Annotated in this window: 14 protein-coding genes; 7 read left to right on the forward strand and 7 right to left on the reverse strand. The window is 43.0% G+C overall.

Features of this window, described 5'->3' with window-relative positions; genetic code table 11:
* Window positions 1-54 precede the first annotated feature (54 nt).
* Window positions 55-609: a ribosome recycling factor gene (gene frr / locus GRFL_RS09215; protein ID WP_083644341.1), complete on the reverse strand. Its 555-nt coding sequence runs from the start codon at window positions 607-609 to the stop codon at window positions 55-57.
* A gap of 24 nt (window positions 610-633) precedes the next feature.
* Window positions 634-1,341, reverse strand: a complete 708-nt coding sequence (pyrH, locus tag GRFL_RS09220; protein WP_083644342.1) for a UMP kinase — start codon at window positions 1,339-1,341, stop codon at window positions 634-636.
* A gap of 185 nt (window positions 1,342-1,526) precedes the next feature.
* Between pyrH and GRFL_RS09225 the strand changes: the two genes are divergently transcribed.
* Window positions 1,527-2,222 carry a zinc metallopeptidase gene (locus GRFL_RS09225; protein WP_083644343.1) on the forward strand — a complete coding sequence of 232 codons (696 nt, stop codon included), beginning with the start codon at window positions 1,527-1,529 and terminating at the stop codon, window positions 2,220-2,222.
* Window positions 2,223-2,275: 53 nt separating this feature from the next.
* Here GRFL_RS09225 and GRFL_RS09230 read toward each other — a convergent pair whose 3' ends face one another.
* Both GRFL_RS09230 and GRFL_RS09235 read right to left on the reverse strand, forming a co-directional pair.
* Window positions 2,276-2,746 (reverse strand): Lrp/AsnC ligand binding domain-containing protein, encoded by a 471-nt coding sequence (locus tag GRFL_RS09230; protein ID WP_083644344.1) that lies wholly within the window; start codon window positions 2,744-2,746, stop codon window positions 2,276-2,278.
* 52 nt (window positions 2,747-2,798) lie between these two features.
* Window positions 2,799-4,172 (reverse strand): saccharopine dehydrogenase family protein, encoded by a 1,374-nt coding sequence (locus GRFL_RS09235; RefSeq protein ID WP_083644345.1) that lies wholly within the window; start codon window positions 4,170-4,172, stop codon window positions 2,799-2,801.
* A 69-nt stretch (window positions 4,173-4,241) separates the two neighbouring features.
* On the opposite strand from GRFL_RS09235, the gene GRFL_RS09240 reads away from it, so the two are divergent.
* Window positions 4,242-4,631, forward strand: a complete 390-nt coding sequence (locus GRFL_RS09240; RefSeq protein ID WP_083644346.1) for a DUF423 domain-containing protein — start codon at window positions 4,242-4,244, stop codon at window positions 4,629-4,631.
* Window positions 4,632-4,708: 77 nt separating this feature from the next.
* A complete protein-coding gene (pckA, locus tag GRFL_RS09245; protein WP_083644347.1) occupies window positions 4,709-6,307 on the forward strand; it encodes a phosphoenolpyruvate carboxykinase (ATP) in 1,599 nt (532 codons plus the stop codon).
* Between the two features lie 79 nt (window positions 6,308-6,386).
* Here pckA and GRFL_RS09250 read toward each other — a convergent pair whose 3' ends face one another.
* Complete coding sequence (locus GRFL_RS09250; protein ID WP_083644348.1) at window positions 6,387-7,133, reverse strand: uroporphyrinogen-III synthase; 747 nt, start codon at window positions 7,131-7,133, stop codon at window positions 6,387-6,389.
* Between the two features lie 21 nt (window positions 7,134-7,154).
* The gene (locus GRFL_RS09255) at window positions 7,155-7,808 is read right to left on the reverse strand and encodes a DUF4271 domain-containing protein (RefSeq protein ID WP_083644349.1); all 654 of its coding nucleotides are present in this window, start codon (window positions 7,806-7,808) and stop codon (window positions 7,155-7,157) included.
* Between the two features lie 102 nt (window positions 7,809-7,910).
* On the opposite strand from GRFL_RS09255, the gene GRFL_RS09260 reads away from it, so the two are divergent.
* The 3 genes from GRFL_RS09260 to GRFL_RS09270 are packed head-to-tail and all read left to right on the forward strand — an operon-like array spanning window position 7,911 to window position 10,550.
* Window positions 7,911-8,642, forward strand: coding sequence for a polyprenol monophosphomannose synthase (locus GRFL_RS09260; protein ID WP_083644350.1), 732 nt, complete (start codon window positions 7,911-7,913; stop codon window positions 8,640-8,642).
* The gene (locus tag GRFL_RS09265) at window positions 8,642-9,985 is read left to right on the forward strand and encodes a dihydroorotase (RefSeq protein ID WP_083644351.1); all 1,344 of its coding nucleotides are present in this window, start codon (window positions 8,642-8,644) and stop codon (window positions 9,983-9,985) included. The genes GRFL_RS09260 and GRFL_RS09265 overlap by 1 nt, the downstream gene beginning before the upstream one ends.
* On the forward strand, window positions 9,975-10,550 hold the full coding sequence (locus GRFL_RS09270) for a DUF4296 domain-containing protein (protein WP_083644352.1): 576 nt from the start codon (window positions 9,975-9,977) through the stop codon (window positions 10,548-10,550). Before GRFL_RS09265 ends, GRFL_RS09270 begins: the two co-directional genes overlap by 11 nt.
* Here GRFL_RS09270 and GRFL_RS09275 read toward each other — a convergent pair.
* Window positions 10,547-11,560 carry an NAD-dependent epimerase/dehydratase family protein gene (locus GRFL_RS09275; RefSeq protein WP_083644353.1) on the reverse strand — a complete coding sequence of 338 codons (1,014 nt, stop codon included), beginning with the start codon at window positions 11,558-11,560 and terminating at the stop codon, window positions 10,547-10,549. The two genes, GRFL_RS09270 and GRFL_RS09275, sit on opposite strands and share 4 nt — an antisense overlap.
* Before the next feature lie 84 nt (window positions 11,561-11,644).
* Here GRFL_RS09275 and tyrS point away from each other — a divergent pair, with 84 nt between their 5' ends.
* The gene (gene tyrS, locus GRFL_RS09280; RefSeq protein ID WP_083646049.1) at window positions 11,645-12,940 is read left to right on the forward strand and encodes a tyrosine--tRNA ligase; all 1,296 of its coding nucleotides are present in this window, start codon (window positions 11,645-11,647) and stop codon (window positions 12,938-12,940) included.
* Window positions 12,941-12,980 lie beyond the last annotated feature (40 nt).

Raw genomic sequence — 12,980 nt, forward strand, 5'->3', positions numbered from 1 at the left:
AAAATCTGAAATTTATTCAAATTCTTACCGGCATCAATAGTGACGTTTTCAATATTAAACAGTCATGATCTCTTTTTCTTTCACGACCAGGATCTCATCAATTCTGGCAATGAATTTATCAGTAAGTTCCTGAACTTCTCCTTCAGCATCTTTTAACTGATCTTCAGAAATCTCCTCCAGTTTTTTCAATTCCTGGTTCGCAGCCTTACGATCGTTACGCACACCAACCTTGGCATCTTCACCTTCAGCTTTGGTTTGTTTTACCAGCTGTTTCCGGCGCTCCTCGGTTAAAGGTGGAACGTTGATGATCACGCTTTCACCGTTGTTCATAGGGTTGAAGCCGAGATTTGCCTGAAGAATGCCCTTTTCGATCTCTGGAATAAGACTTTTCTCAAAAGGCTGGATGGACAAGGTGCGGGCATCTGGAGTATTCACATTTGCCACCTGGTTCAAGGGAGTCTGAGAGCCGTAATATTCCACCATTACACTGCCCAGCATGCCTGGATTTGCTTTTCCTGCGCGAATGTTAGACAGTTGTTTTTTTAGGTGGGCGATGGCCTTTTCCATTCCCTCTTGAGCTTCTTCTAAGATTAATTCAACTTCATCCATTTTATTGAAAATTTAGTTCGTTTATTACAAATTTACCTTTGTTCCCACCGGCTCTCCGGTCACGACTTTTAACAGGTTCCCCGGTTTGTTCATGTCGAAGACAATGATGGGCAGTTCGTTTTCCTGGCTCAGTGTGAAAGCAGTGGTATCCATAACCTTGAGTCCTTTTTTGATCACATCTTCAAACGTGATGAAATCAAATTTGGTGGCTTCCTTATTCTTTTCAGGATCATCTGTATAGATCCCATCCACGCGGGTTCCTTTCAGAATAACATCGGCTTTGATCTCGATCGCTCTAAGCACCGCTGCGGAATCTGTCGTGAAGTACGGGTTTCCGGTCCCGCCTCCAAAAATCACAACCCTGCCTTTTTCCAAATGGCGAATCGCTTTTCTCCTGATGAACGGTTCTGCCACTTCGTTAATTTTGATGGCTGACTGCAGCCTGGTTTGAATTTCGGCATCTTCCAGGGCGCTCTGTAAGGCCAGGCCGTTGATCACGGTGGCGAGCATTCCCATGTGGTCACCCTGAACGCGGTCCATCCCACGGCTGGCTCCGGCCACACCTCGAAAAATGTTTCCTCCGCCAATCACGATCGCCAGCTCAATACCTTTATCAACTACCGTTTTGATCTCTTCTGCATATTCTGCCAGCCTTTGCGGGTCAATGCCATATTGGCGGTTTCCCATTAAAGCTTCTCCTGATAGTTTTAAAAGTATACGCTTGTACTGCATGATTTGATTTTGATTTGACCGTTGCAAATATAGCTAATATCTGAATTTGTGAAATGAAACGGCAGGATTTTGGAAAGGATTCCCAAACTCTAACGAATTTTAACGATCTGTCAGTTTTCTGAAGTGTTTCTAAATGGCGAGATTTTTGCTATTTTCATTCCACTATTTAATAAAGATTAGAAACCATGATGGGATATTATATCATTGCCGGCCTCATTTTTTTAGTGAGTCTGTATGTGAGCAATAAATTGAAAAGCAAGTTCAAGCATTATTCAAAAGTTCACCTGCAAAATGGCATGAGCGGAAAAGAGATCGCTGAAAAGATGTTGCATGATAATGGGATTTACGATGTAAAAGTGATTTCTGCTGCCGGGATGCTTACAGATCATTACAACCCCTCGAAGAAAACCGTGAATTTAAGTGAAGGCGTGTATAGTCAGCGTAACGCGGCTGCGGCTGCTGTTGCGGCTCACGAATGCGGTCACGCTGTTCAGCATGCCAAGGCATACAGCTGGTTACAAATGAGAAGTAAACTGGTGCCCGTGGTAAGTGTTGCCTCCAGGTTGTCACAATTTGCCATTTTCGGCGGAATTGTCCTGATGGCTATGGTTGGCGCAGGTATCGGGCAAACTATTTTACTGATAGGGATTATCATGTATGCCATGGGAACGCTTTTCAGTTTTATAACGCTTCCTGTGGAATACGACGCAAGTAAACGTGCTTTGGTCTGGCTGGAAGATTCGAACATGCTTACGCGCTCAGAGCACGAGGCTGCCGAAGACTCTCTGAAATGGGCTGCCAGGACTTACGTTGTTGCCGCTATTGGTTCGCTGGCTACACTGCTGTATTTCCTCAGCATTTTCATGGGAGGACGAGACTAAAAACTTCGGAATTTGGAATAGAGAAATCCGCCTTTTTACAGGCGGATTTTTTTTTAGATCTTGATCTGGCGATTGATCTGCTGGTTAAGCGAAATAAAGGTTTCGGTTCTGGAAACTCCTTCGATCGCCTGGATATTTTTGTTCAGTACATTCATTAAATGCTCGTTGTCTCTACACAGGATCTTCAGGAAAATGGACCAGTTTCCGGTGGTGTAATGACATTCGATCACCTCCTGAATCTCCCGAAGCTGTTTGACCGCCTGCGGGTTGCTTACTGCCTTATCGAGGTAAACACCCACGAATGCCATGGTCTTATATCCTAACATACGGGCATCCAGCAGCATTTTATTGCCCTGTATCAATCCCGATTTCTCAAGCTTTCGAAGGCGCTGATGTACTGCCGCGCCCGTGATCCCGATGCTTTTCGCGATCTCTAAAATGGGCTTTTTGGCATCTTCCATCAGGTAGTTCAGTATCGTTTTATCGATACCGTCCAGTTTTACGGTTTCGTTTACAATTTTCATAGAGGGGCATTTTTTGGTTGTTAAGCTAATTTACAAAAAATGCTTTTCAATTTTAATTGCCTACTTCGCCAAATGGGTTATATCCTAAGTATTCGGTTTCTTTTTCTTGAAATTTGATATCAAAAGCTTCCAGTTTTTCCAGGATGGGATTATAAACTTCTTTCCGAATAGGCAACTGAACTCCCGGAGTTTCAATTTCCCCGTTCAGGATCATGATCGCGGCCATGGCTACCGGTAGTCCTACAGTTTTGGCCATCGCGGTTTCGGTCATGTTTTCCCCAATGGCAACCATCGTTGAATCGATCTGTTTCTTTTCCCCGTTGAGTTCGTAGCCAAATTTGTGATACATCACGATCATATCTTTGTCATCTTGAGAAAGTGTCCACTTGTCCATTAAAATCTTCTGAAGAGCTTGCGCCGGAGTCGCCTCTTTAATACCAATCTTTTTCTCCGGGTTGAACAGGTCCAGTTCAATAAGCTTGTCCCACATGATATCGTCCTGGTCGATCTTCAGGTTATGGCGAACCTTTAGTTCAACCGAATCTTTAGGTGAGTAGGGAAGGAAGCTGTTCACAAAATCCCGGTAGCTCATGTCTTCGGTATTTTTCATCACGAAACTATCATCAGTCATTCCTAGTTGAACGAACATATTCCAGGCCCGGCTGAAACCTACTTTTCGCATGGTTCCGCGGTAGAGGGTCAGGACATCATCCAGCCCGTAGATACTTTGATATTTTAAGGAATTTCGGTTGGCGTACACCTCAAATTTTCCATGACCTTCAATTTCCAGGAATTCGGTTCTTCGGAAGAGTCGGTGATACGGAATGTATTTATATTTTCCTTCTTGGATGAATTCGGCTACACCGCCCTGGCCGGCGACCACCACATTCCGCGGATTCCAGGTAAATTTGTAATTCCATAGATTGTTGTCGCTTTCCGGAGCAACAAGTCCGCCGGTAAAAGATTCAAAAAGCAGCATTTTTCCGCCGTGATCCCGGATTTTATCGATCACTTTCATGGCACTCATGTGGTCGATGCCGGGATCTACGCCGATCTCGTTCATAAACACAAGGCCTTTTTGCTTCACGGCTTCATCCAGGGCTTTCATCTCCTCGCTGATGTAGGAAGCGGTGACCATGTTTTTTCCAAATTTCAGGCAATCACGCGCCACCTCGATATGAAACCTTGCCGGGAGCATCGAGATAACAATATCAGCTCTTTGGATGGCCGGTTCCCGACTTTCAGCCTTAAAAACATCCAGTTCAAAAGCCTCACAATTTGGGTGACCCTTGCAAGCTTTCTGAGCCGCTGAATGATCTAGGTCGCCAATGCGCAGGCTTAAATTTTCTTTTTCTGATTGGTCGAGCAGGTAATTTATAAGAACGGAAGTAGATTTTCCCGCTCCTACGATTAAAATTTCTCGCATAAAATAAGTTAGTTTTGTGTAGTGTATGAACGAATGTATTAAAACTTCTGATCAATAAAAATTAAAAGAATGAACAGGAAATTCTTGATAACCGGAGCTATTTTAGGTCTTTTTGCGATCATTTTTGGAGCATTTGCGGCCCACGGGCTAAAAAACCTGGTAGATGTCCAGGCGGTGGAAAGCTTTGAAACCGGCGTACGTTTCCAGATGTATCATGCTTTTTTATTTCTGCTCATGGGCTTCCTGGATCCCCGAAAGTTGAACCTTCAAACCACTTATATATTATTGCTTAGCGGTACGATCCTATTTTCAGGATCAATTTATTTGCTGGCAACCAATACACTGACGCCTTTTTTTGATTTCACAACAATCGCACTTTTAACACCTCTTGGTGGCACCTTATTAATAGTGGGATGGGCGATGATTTTATACCGTTTCATTAAAATGAAAGCGAAATAATTTAACCTCCTTTAACTTTTTATCGAGGGAAGATTCCTAAATTTGTACGCCTAAACACACAATGAACAGTAATTTTTATGGTTGAAAACAGCCCAATTACGAAAACGATTTCGTTAGAGACTTATGGAATTCGCAATGCGAGAGTACATTATCAACTTACAGCCGAGGAACTTCACGAGGAAACCATTCGGTTGGGACAGGGAAAAGAAACGAATTTTGGTGCGCTGGCAATTAACACCGGGAAATTTACCGGTAGATCGCCTAAAGACCGCTTCATTGTAAAAGATGAAGTTACCAAAGACCGTGTTTGGTGGGGAGATATCAATATCCCGTTTGATCCAGACAAGTTTGATAAGTTATATGACAAGGTTACGCAATACCTGAGTAAGAAGGAAGTTTATGCCCGTGACGCCTATGCGTGTGCCGAAAAAGGTTACCGGTTGAACATCAGGGTGATCAATGAATTTCCCTGGTCTAATATGTTTGCTTTTAATATGTTTCTTCGGCCTTCGGAAGAGCAGCTGGAAAATTTCAAAGAAGACTGGCTGATTGTGAATGCCCCTGGATTTCTGGCAAATCCTGAAACCGATGGTACCCGCCAGGAGAACTTTGCAATTTTGAACTTCAGTAAAAAGATTGCACTTATTGGTGGCACCGGTTATACCGGCGAGATCAAAAAAGGTATTTTTTCCGCTTTGAATTTTATCCTTCCGGTCTATAAGAACACCCTGCCGATGCATTGTTCCGCAAATGTTGGAAAAGACGGGAATACCGCTATTTTCTTCGGATTATCGGGCACTGGAAAAACCACGCTTTCAGCAGATCCGAATCGGAAACTGATCGGCGATGATGAGCATGGCTGGACAGAAGATAACGTGATCTTTAATTTTGAAGGTGGCTGTTACGCGAAAGTCATCAACCTTTCCGAAGAAAATGAACCCGATATCTATCACGCGATCAAACCGGGCGCGATCCTGGAGAATGTGGTCGTAGATGAAGACGGGAATGTAGATTTTGCCAATACCTCTATCACGCAGAATACCCGCGTAAGTTACCCTATTGATCATATTGAGAATATCCAGGAGCCTTCTTCCGGGAAAAACCCCAAGAACATATTTTTCTTAACGGCTGATGCTTTTGGTGTGCTGCCGCCCATCAGTAAACTTACTCCGGGCCAGGCTGCCTACCATTTTATAAGTGGCTACACGGCAAAAGTAGCGGGAACCGAAGCAGGTATCGATGAGCCGGTTCCTAGTTTTTCTGCCTGTTTTGGAGCACCGTTCATGCCACTTCATCCTACGGAATATGCGGAAATGCTCAGTGCAAAAATGACCGCCGCCGACGTAAATGTTTGGCTGGTAAACACCGGGTGGACGGGAGGCCCTTACGGAACCGGTACGCGTATGAAACTGAAGTACACCCGTGCCATGATCAGCGCGGCACTGGATGGCAAGCTGGAATATGCCGAATTTGAAAAGCATGAGATCTTTGGTTTGCTGATGCCCACGAGCTGTGAAGGTGTTCCGGCTGAAGTGCTGAACCCTGGAAACACCTGGGGCAACAAAGAAGCATATGACCAGAAAGCCCGTCAATTATCGGGGTATTTCAAAGAGAATTTTAAAAAATTTGAGCGCTTTGCAAATGAAGAGATCCTTCAGGGCGCACCTATAGATTAAGTTTTAAATTGTTAGATGTTGAATAAAAAATCCGGTCTCGAATGAGCCGGATTTTTTTATGTTCTGAAGTCAGCTACAGCTATTTTTTGTTTACCTCGCTGATGTATTTACTGATCGCCATGGTCATACTGGGTGTTTCGGGTGTTGGCGCCTTGATATTTACGGTAAGCCCGTGTTCCTTGGCGGCCTTGATGGTAGTATTGCCAAAAACGGCAATTCGGGTATTGTTTTGTTTGAAATCTGGGAAATTCTCAAAAAGTGATTTGATCCCGCTAGGGCTAAAGAATACCAGGATGTCGTAAGTCACATCTTTCAGGTGGGAAAGGTCGCTTACCACGGTTCGGTAAAAAACCGCTTTTTTCCATTCTACTCCCAGTTTGTTCAGGGTGCGTGGAACCTCAGGTTTCAGCATATCTGAAGAAGGCAGTAAAAATTTCTCGTTCTTGTATTTCTTGATCAGCGGAGCCAGATCTGCAAATGTTCTCTTCCCTACATAAATCTTTCTCTTGCGATACACCACATATTTCTGAAGATAGTAAGCTACCGCTTCGCTCAGGCAGAAATATTTCAGGGTGTCGGGCACTTTGTAACGCATCTCTTCAGCAATTCTGAAAAAATGGTCAACGGCATTACGGCTGGTAAGAATGATCGCCGTATGATTGGTAAGATCAACTTTTTGCTGTCTTACTTCTTTTGAAGGAACACCTTCAACATGAATAAAAGGGATGAAATCAATTTTAACTTTCTGTTTTTCCTCGAGCTCGAAATAAGGAGAATTTTCTACCTTAGGTTCAGGCTGAGAAACCAAAATTGTTTTCACTTTCATATAATTATTTTTAATAAATCCTTAAATTGTAATCAGCTTGTACAAAATAATATAAGGGGCGATTTCGAGAGCGCAAAGGTACAAAATAAAATAGAACCAATTGGCTACAAGCAGGTTTTGATTTCTTCTATAGATAATAATTAACGCGATAACGTTCGAGAGCAGTACGATAAGGCCAATTCCCAGAAGAATTGCGCGGGATGGCTGGAGGCTGTAAACGAGAAAAACCGAAGCCAGTAATACGAATAGTGACACAAAACTCCGGTAGCTTATTTTCTGAAAGATATAATAGTCCATTCGAGCATCCAGCTCAAAGATATTTCCAATGATTTTTTCCACTCCGGTCTTCAGCAGTAAAAAGCAGAGATAACCCGTCATGATCCTGATGAAAATGATGCCGGCAGGTTCTTCCGTTTGAAAAAATGCCTGGAAGCCCAGAAAAAGGAAGATGGAAATCGCAATTGCCTGCACCAGTAACAACAAAATGTTAAAACCATGAAAAGCATGGTTCTCTTTTCCTTTAAAGGAAATAAATTTACCGGAGTTAGGAATATTAATGAATTCAACGAAACGTTGAGGATAGAGAATTCTGGCAAGGGCAAGTAGGAAAAAACTGAAGACGAATAACATGGTTATCCAGTCGTGAGAATCATAAATTCGGTCTACAGCCTGCATCAAATTTTTTTACAAATTTATAATTATTGCCGGGCAATTTGCCGATCAAAACTTAAAGTTTCGAAGATTTAATTTGCATACATTTGTGCAAAATTTTTGGGAATGGCGAATGGGATAATTATTATACCCACCTATAATGAAATAGAGAATATAGAGCGAATTATTCGCAATATCTTCTCGCAGCGACGCAAATTTCATGTAGTGGTGGTTGATGATAATTCTCCAGACGGTACGGCTACCAGGGTTCGAACCCTTCAGGCCGAGTTCCATGACAGCCTTTTTCTGCTGGAACGAAAAGGGAAGCAGGGCTTGGGAACCGCCTATATTCATGGTTTTAAATGGGCTCTGGAAAAAGATTACGAGTTCATATTTGAAATGGATGCCGATTTTTCGCATAATCCTAACGATCTCATACGCCTGTACAATGCCTGCAAGCGCGATGAGGCCGATGTGGCAATAGGTTCTCGATATATTACGGGAGTTAATGTGGTCAACTGGCCCATGAACCGGGTTTTGATGTCCTGGCTGGCCTCGAGATACGTTCGGTTTGTGACAGGAATGGATATAGAGGATACCACGGCAGGTTACGTATGTTACAAAAGAGAAGTTCTGGAAGCAATAGATTTGGATAAAATTCAGTTTGTGGGATATGCTTTCCAGATCGAAATGAAGTTCAAGGCCTATTTGCTAAAATATAAAATTGTGGAAGTACCGGTGATATTTACTGACAGGACCCGGGGAACTTCCAAGATGAGCGGCGCTATTATTTCTGAAGCCGTTTTTGGAGTAATTAAAATGAAGCTGAAAAGTCTGTTTAACAGGATAAAAGTCTGATGAAAAAAGTACTAATTAAGAACGCGAAAATAGTTAATGAGGGAAAGATTCACGAAGGTGATGTTTTCATTGAAGATGGAATTATTTCAGAAATTTCCGAAAGTATCAGTGCCAAATCACCCGATGTAAATATTTACGATGCAGAAGGGACCTATTTGCTTCCGGGGTTAATTGACGATCAGGTACATTTCCGTGAGCCGGGTCTTACCCACAAGGAAAATATTGAAACAGGCTCCAGAGCTGCTGTTGCCGGTGGGATCACCACTTTTATGGAGATGCCGAATACGCTTCCGCAGACCACTACAATGGAGCTGCTGGAAGAAAAATACCGTATCGCTTCTGAAACTTCTTACGCCAATTATGCGTTCATGTTTGGAGGCACCAACGACAACCTTTCAGAAATTGAAAAGATCGATCCTAAAAAAGTGCCGGCTTTAAAATTGTTTTTGGGTTCTTCTACCGGGAATATGCTGGTAGACGACGAAAAAGTACTGGAAGAGATTTTTAAAAAATCACCGGTTATCATCGCGGCACATTGTGAAGATGAAGAAACGATCAAGAAAAATCTTCAGGAATGTGTAGAGCGTTATGGCGATGATATTCCTATTGAATTGCATCCGAAGATCAGAAGTGAAGAAGCCTGTTATAAATCTTCTTCCCGGGCGGTGAAACTGGCTCAAAAAACCGGCGCGCGGCTGCATGTTTTTCATGTTTCGACCGCCAAGGAGCTTAGTCTTTTCAATAATAAAAAAGCGCTGAAAGACAAGAAAATCACTGCGGAAGTATGTATCCATCACCTTTGGTTCAACGAAGATGATTATGCGAAAAAAGGTACTTACATCAAATGGAATCCGGCAGTTAAAACCAAGAAAGATCAGGAAGCCCTGATCCAGGGACTTATCGATGATCACCTGGACGTACTGGCGACCGATCATGCGCCTCATACCAAGCAGGAGAAAAAGAATGTTTATACCAAAGCACCCAGTGGTGGGCCTCTAGTGCAGCATGCTTTACCGGCACTGCTGCAAATGCACCATCAGGGAAAGATCACTTTGGAGAAAATTGTGGAAAAAGCCTGTCACAATCCTGCAATTCTTTTTGATATCGAAAAAAGAGGATTCATTAGGGAAGGTTACAAGGCAGATCTGGTGCTGGTAGATCTGAATTCGCCCTGGGCAGTACAACCAGACAATATTTTTTCAAAATGCCAGTGGTCTCCCTTTGAAGGCACCACCTTCAAATCTCGTGTGACGCATACTTTTGTGAACGGTAGACTCGTCTATAAAAATTTCAAACATCAGCCTTTTCAAAAGGTTGCGGAAAGATTGACTTTTGACAGGTAAATTTAGAAATAGCGTTCTTTGGATCCTTCTAGGGCTCGCAGCCTTTTCCTGCCAGGATGTTCATAAAGCGGAAAAGCCCGATGACCTGATCGCGGAAGATCAAATGATCGATATTTTAACAGAATTAAGCCTGGTTCAGGCCGCGAGAAATTTCAATAAGCAGAAACTGGAAGATCTCGGTATTAATCCTGATGAATATATTTACGAAAAATACGGCATCGATTCGCTGCAATTCGAGAAAAGCAGCGATTATTATGCTGAAAATTACCTGGAGTACGATCGTATGTATGACAGCGTTAAAGCTCGTATCGAAAAACTGAAGGTGCGTCTGGATTCCATCAGGGATCGGGAGATCGAGATCAGGGATAGCCTGGCGCTCATCACGAAAGATTCGCTGAAAATAGTAGATTCTTTGCGGAATACCGTTAAAATGGACAGCCTGGAGATCGAGCAGTTCATGAAGAACTGGAAAGGAGAAAATCTCTTGCTGGAAGAGCAGGATGCTGAAGAACAGGATAGTCTTATCGCTCCTCCTGCGATTATCAAAACTGACGATTCTAACTAATTTTTTTCCTGTAAATAAATTTTTGCCGTTTCCTCCAGCGCCTCATCTACAGGCTGGAAATGGAAGGATAAATGTTTCTGAATTTTTGAAGAATCATAATAGGTTGCTTCAAAAAGTCCGTTTATGGAATCCCTGGTGATTTGCTGCCGCCTTCCAAAAATCCCTCCGATCTTCTGAAAAAACCAGCCGGTGGCGATCATCCATTTTTTGAGCTGTTTGTTGGGCACAGGTTTCTGAAGATATTTCGCAGTTTGCTTCAATACTTGTTCAAAACTTAAATTCTCAGCAACCAGCACAAATTGCTCATTTTCGTGATCAGATTCCGTAAGCATCAACATAGCTTTCACCACATCATGAACACTTACAAAGCCGCTCACCTTCGGAAAATGATAAGAAAGCCCTTTATCTATCCTGCTGAAAAGTTCTCCGCTACCGCTGTTCCAAAAACCAGGACCTACGATGATTCCCGGATTTACAATATAGACTTTCAGACCTTCCTGGCTGCCTCTCCAAACTTCAATTTCTGCTCCATGCTTGGAAATGGCATAATCGTTATGATTTTCTTCCGGGTTCCATTTTGAAACTTCAGTGACTTTCCCGTTTTTATCAGGAGAACCCAATGCGGCCACGCTGCTCACGTAGCAGAATTTTTCCACTTTTCGGTCTATCGAAAGATTTACCAGATTTGCGGTGCCTTTGATGTTGGTTTTCCGCAGAAGTTGCTCGTCTTTGGGATCGAAAGAGATAAGCGCGGCACAGTGGTACACGATATCGATATCCACAAAAGCTTTTTCAAGGGCAGGAATGTCCAGCAAATCGGCCTCTTTCCACAGGATCCTGGAAAACAGCAAATCAGCTTCCTTTTCAGAAGTATAATAATTGAAGACTTTGCGAACGGCCTGCACATCGCTGCCTGGTCGCCGGGTAGCAATCAGCTTTTCATTTTGAAGGCAGAGCTCAAAGAGCAAATGTGCGCCTACCAAACCCGTCCCTCCGGTTACAAGAATCATGTGGTAAATATACTCATTGCAACTTAGGAAAAATAAAGCATTATGGTATCTTTACGCCTGCTTTTTGAATCAAAAAAGAAATTTATGAGCAAGAATTTCGTAGAAGAACTTACCTGGAGAGGAATGTTACATGATGCGATGCCAGGAACTGATGAGCATCTTATGGAAGCCATGCGAAGTGCTTATGTAGGCATTGATCCTACGGCAGATTCGCTGCATATCGGGCACTTAGTAGGGGTGATGATGTTGCGACACTTTCAGCTTTGCGGGCACAAACCCTATGCACTTATTGGTGGGGCAACGGGGATGATCGGGGACCCTTCCGGGAAATCTGCTGAGAGGAATTTGCTGGATGAAGAGACTTTGCGACATAACCAGAATTGCCTGAAGGAACAATTGTCACGATTCCTGGACTTTAATAGTGAAGCAGAAAATACTGCGGTACTGGTCAATAATTACGATTGGATGAAAGATTTCAGTTTTCTGGAATTCATCCGGGATGTGGGAAAACACATCACCGTTAATTACATGATGGCAAAAGATTCGGTAAAAAAGCGTCTTTCTTCGGAATCTTCCGTGGGGATGTCTTTTACTGAATTTACGTATCAATTGGTTCAGGGTTATGATTTTCTGTATTTGTACAGGGAGCATGACTGTACACTGCAAATGGGTGGTAGCGACCAGTGGGGGAATATCACCACCGGAACGGAACTAATCCGAAGGAAGGAAAGCGGGAAAGCCTTTGCGCTTACCTGCCCACTGATCACGAAGGCCGACGGGACGAAATTTGGAAAAACCGAAGGCGGAAATGTCTGGTTGGACGCAGAAAGAACTTCGCCATATAAATTTTACCAGTACTGGCTGAATACGAGTGATGCTGATGCTGAAAAATACATCAAGATCTTTACATTTTTGAACAAAGAAGAGATCGAGGCTTTAGTGGAGAAACACCAGGAAGCGCCACATCTTCGGGAGCTGCAACGCAAGCTTGCTGAAGAAGTGACCATTATGGTGCATTCCGAAGAAGAATATCAAAATGCGGTAAAAGCTTCTGAAGTATTATTCGGAAAAAGTACTGCGGATGATCTTAAAAAACTGAATGAGAAGACCTTTTTAGATGTATTTGAAGGAGTGCCTCAGGCTGAAATTGAAAAATCTGAAATCCTAAACGGCCTGGACATGATCGGGGCGCTTTCAGCTAGAACCAATTTCCTGAATTCCAACGGGGAAGCCAGAAGGGCTTTGAAAGAGAACTCGGTTTCCGTGAATAAGGAAAAGGTCAAAGAAGATTATACGATCACCGAAGAGGACCTGATCAACGGGAAATATGTGATCATTAATAAAGGGAAAAAGAATACCTATATTATCAGAGCGGTTTAACATAGCAAAAGCCTCCGAATTTCGGAGGCTTTGCAACTAA

The sequence above is a fragment of the Christiangramia flava JLT2011 genome (assembly GCF_001951155.1).
GTDB classification, from domain to species: Bacteria; Bacteroidota; Bacteroidia; order Flavobacteriales; family Flavobacteriaceae; genus Christiangramia; species Christiangramia flava.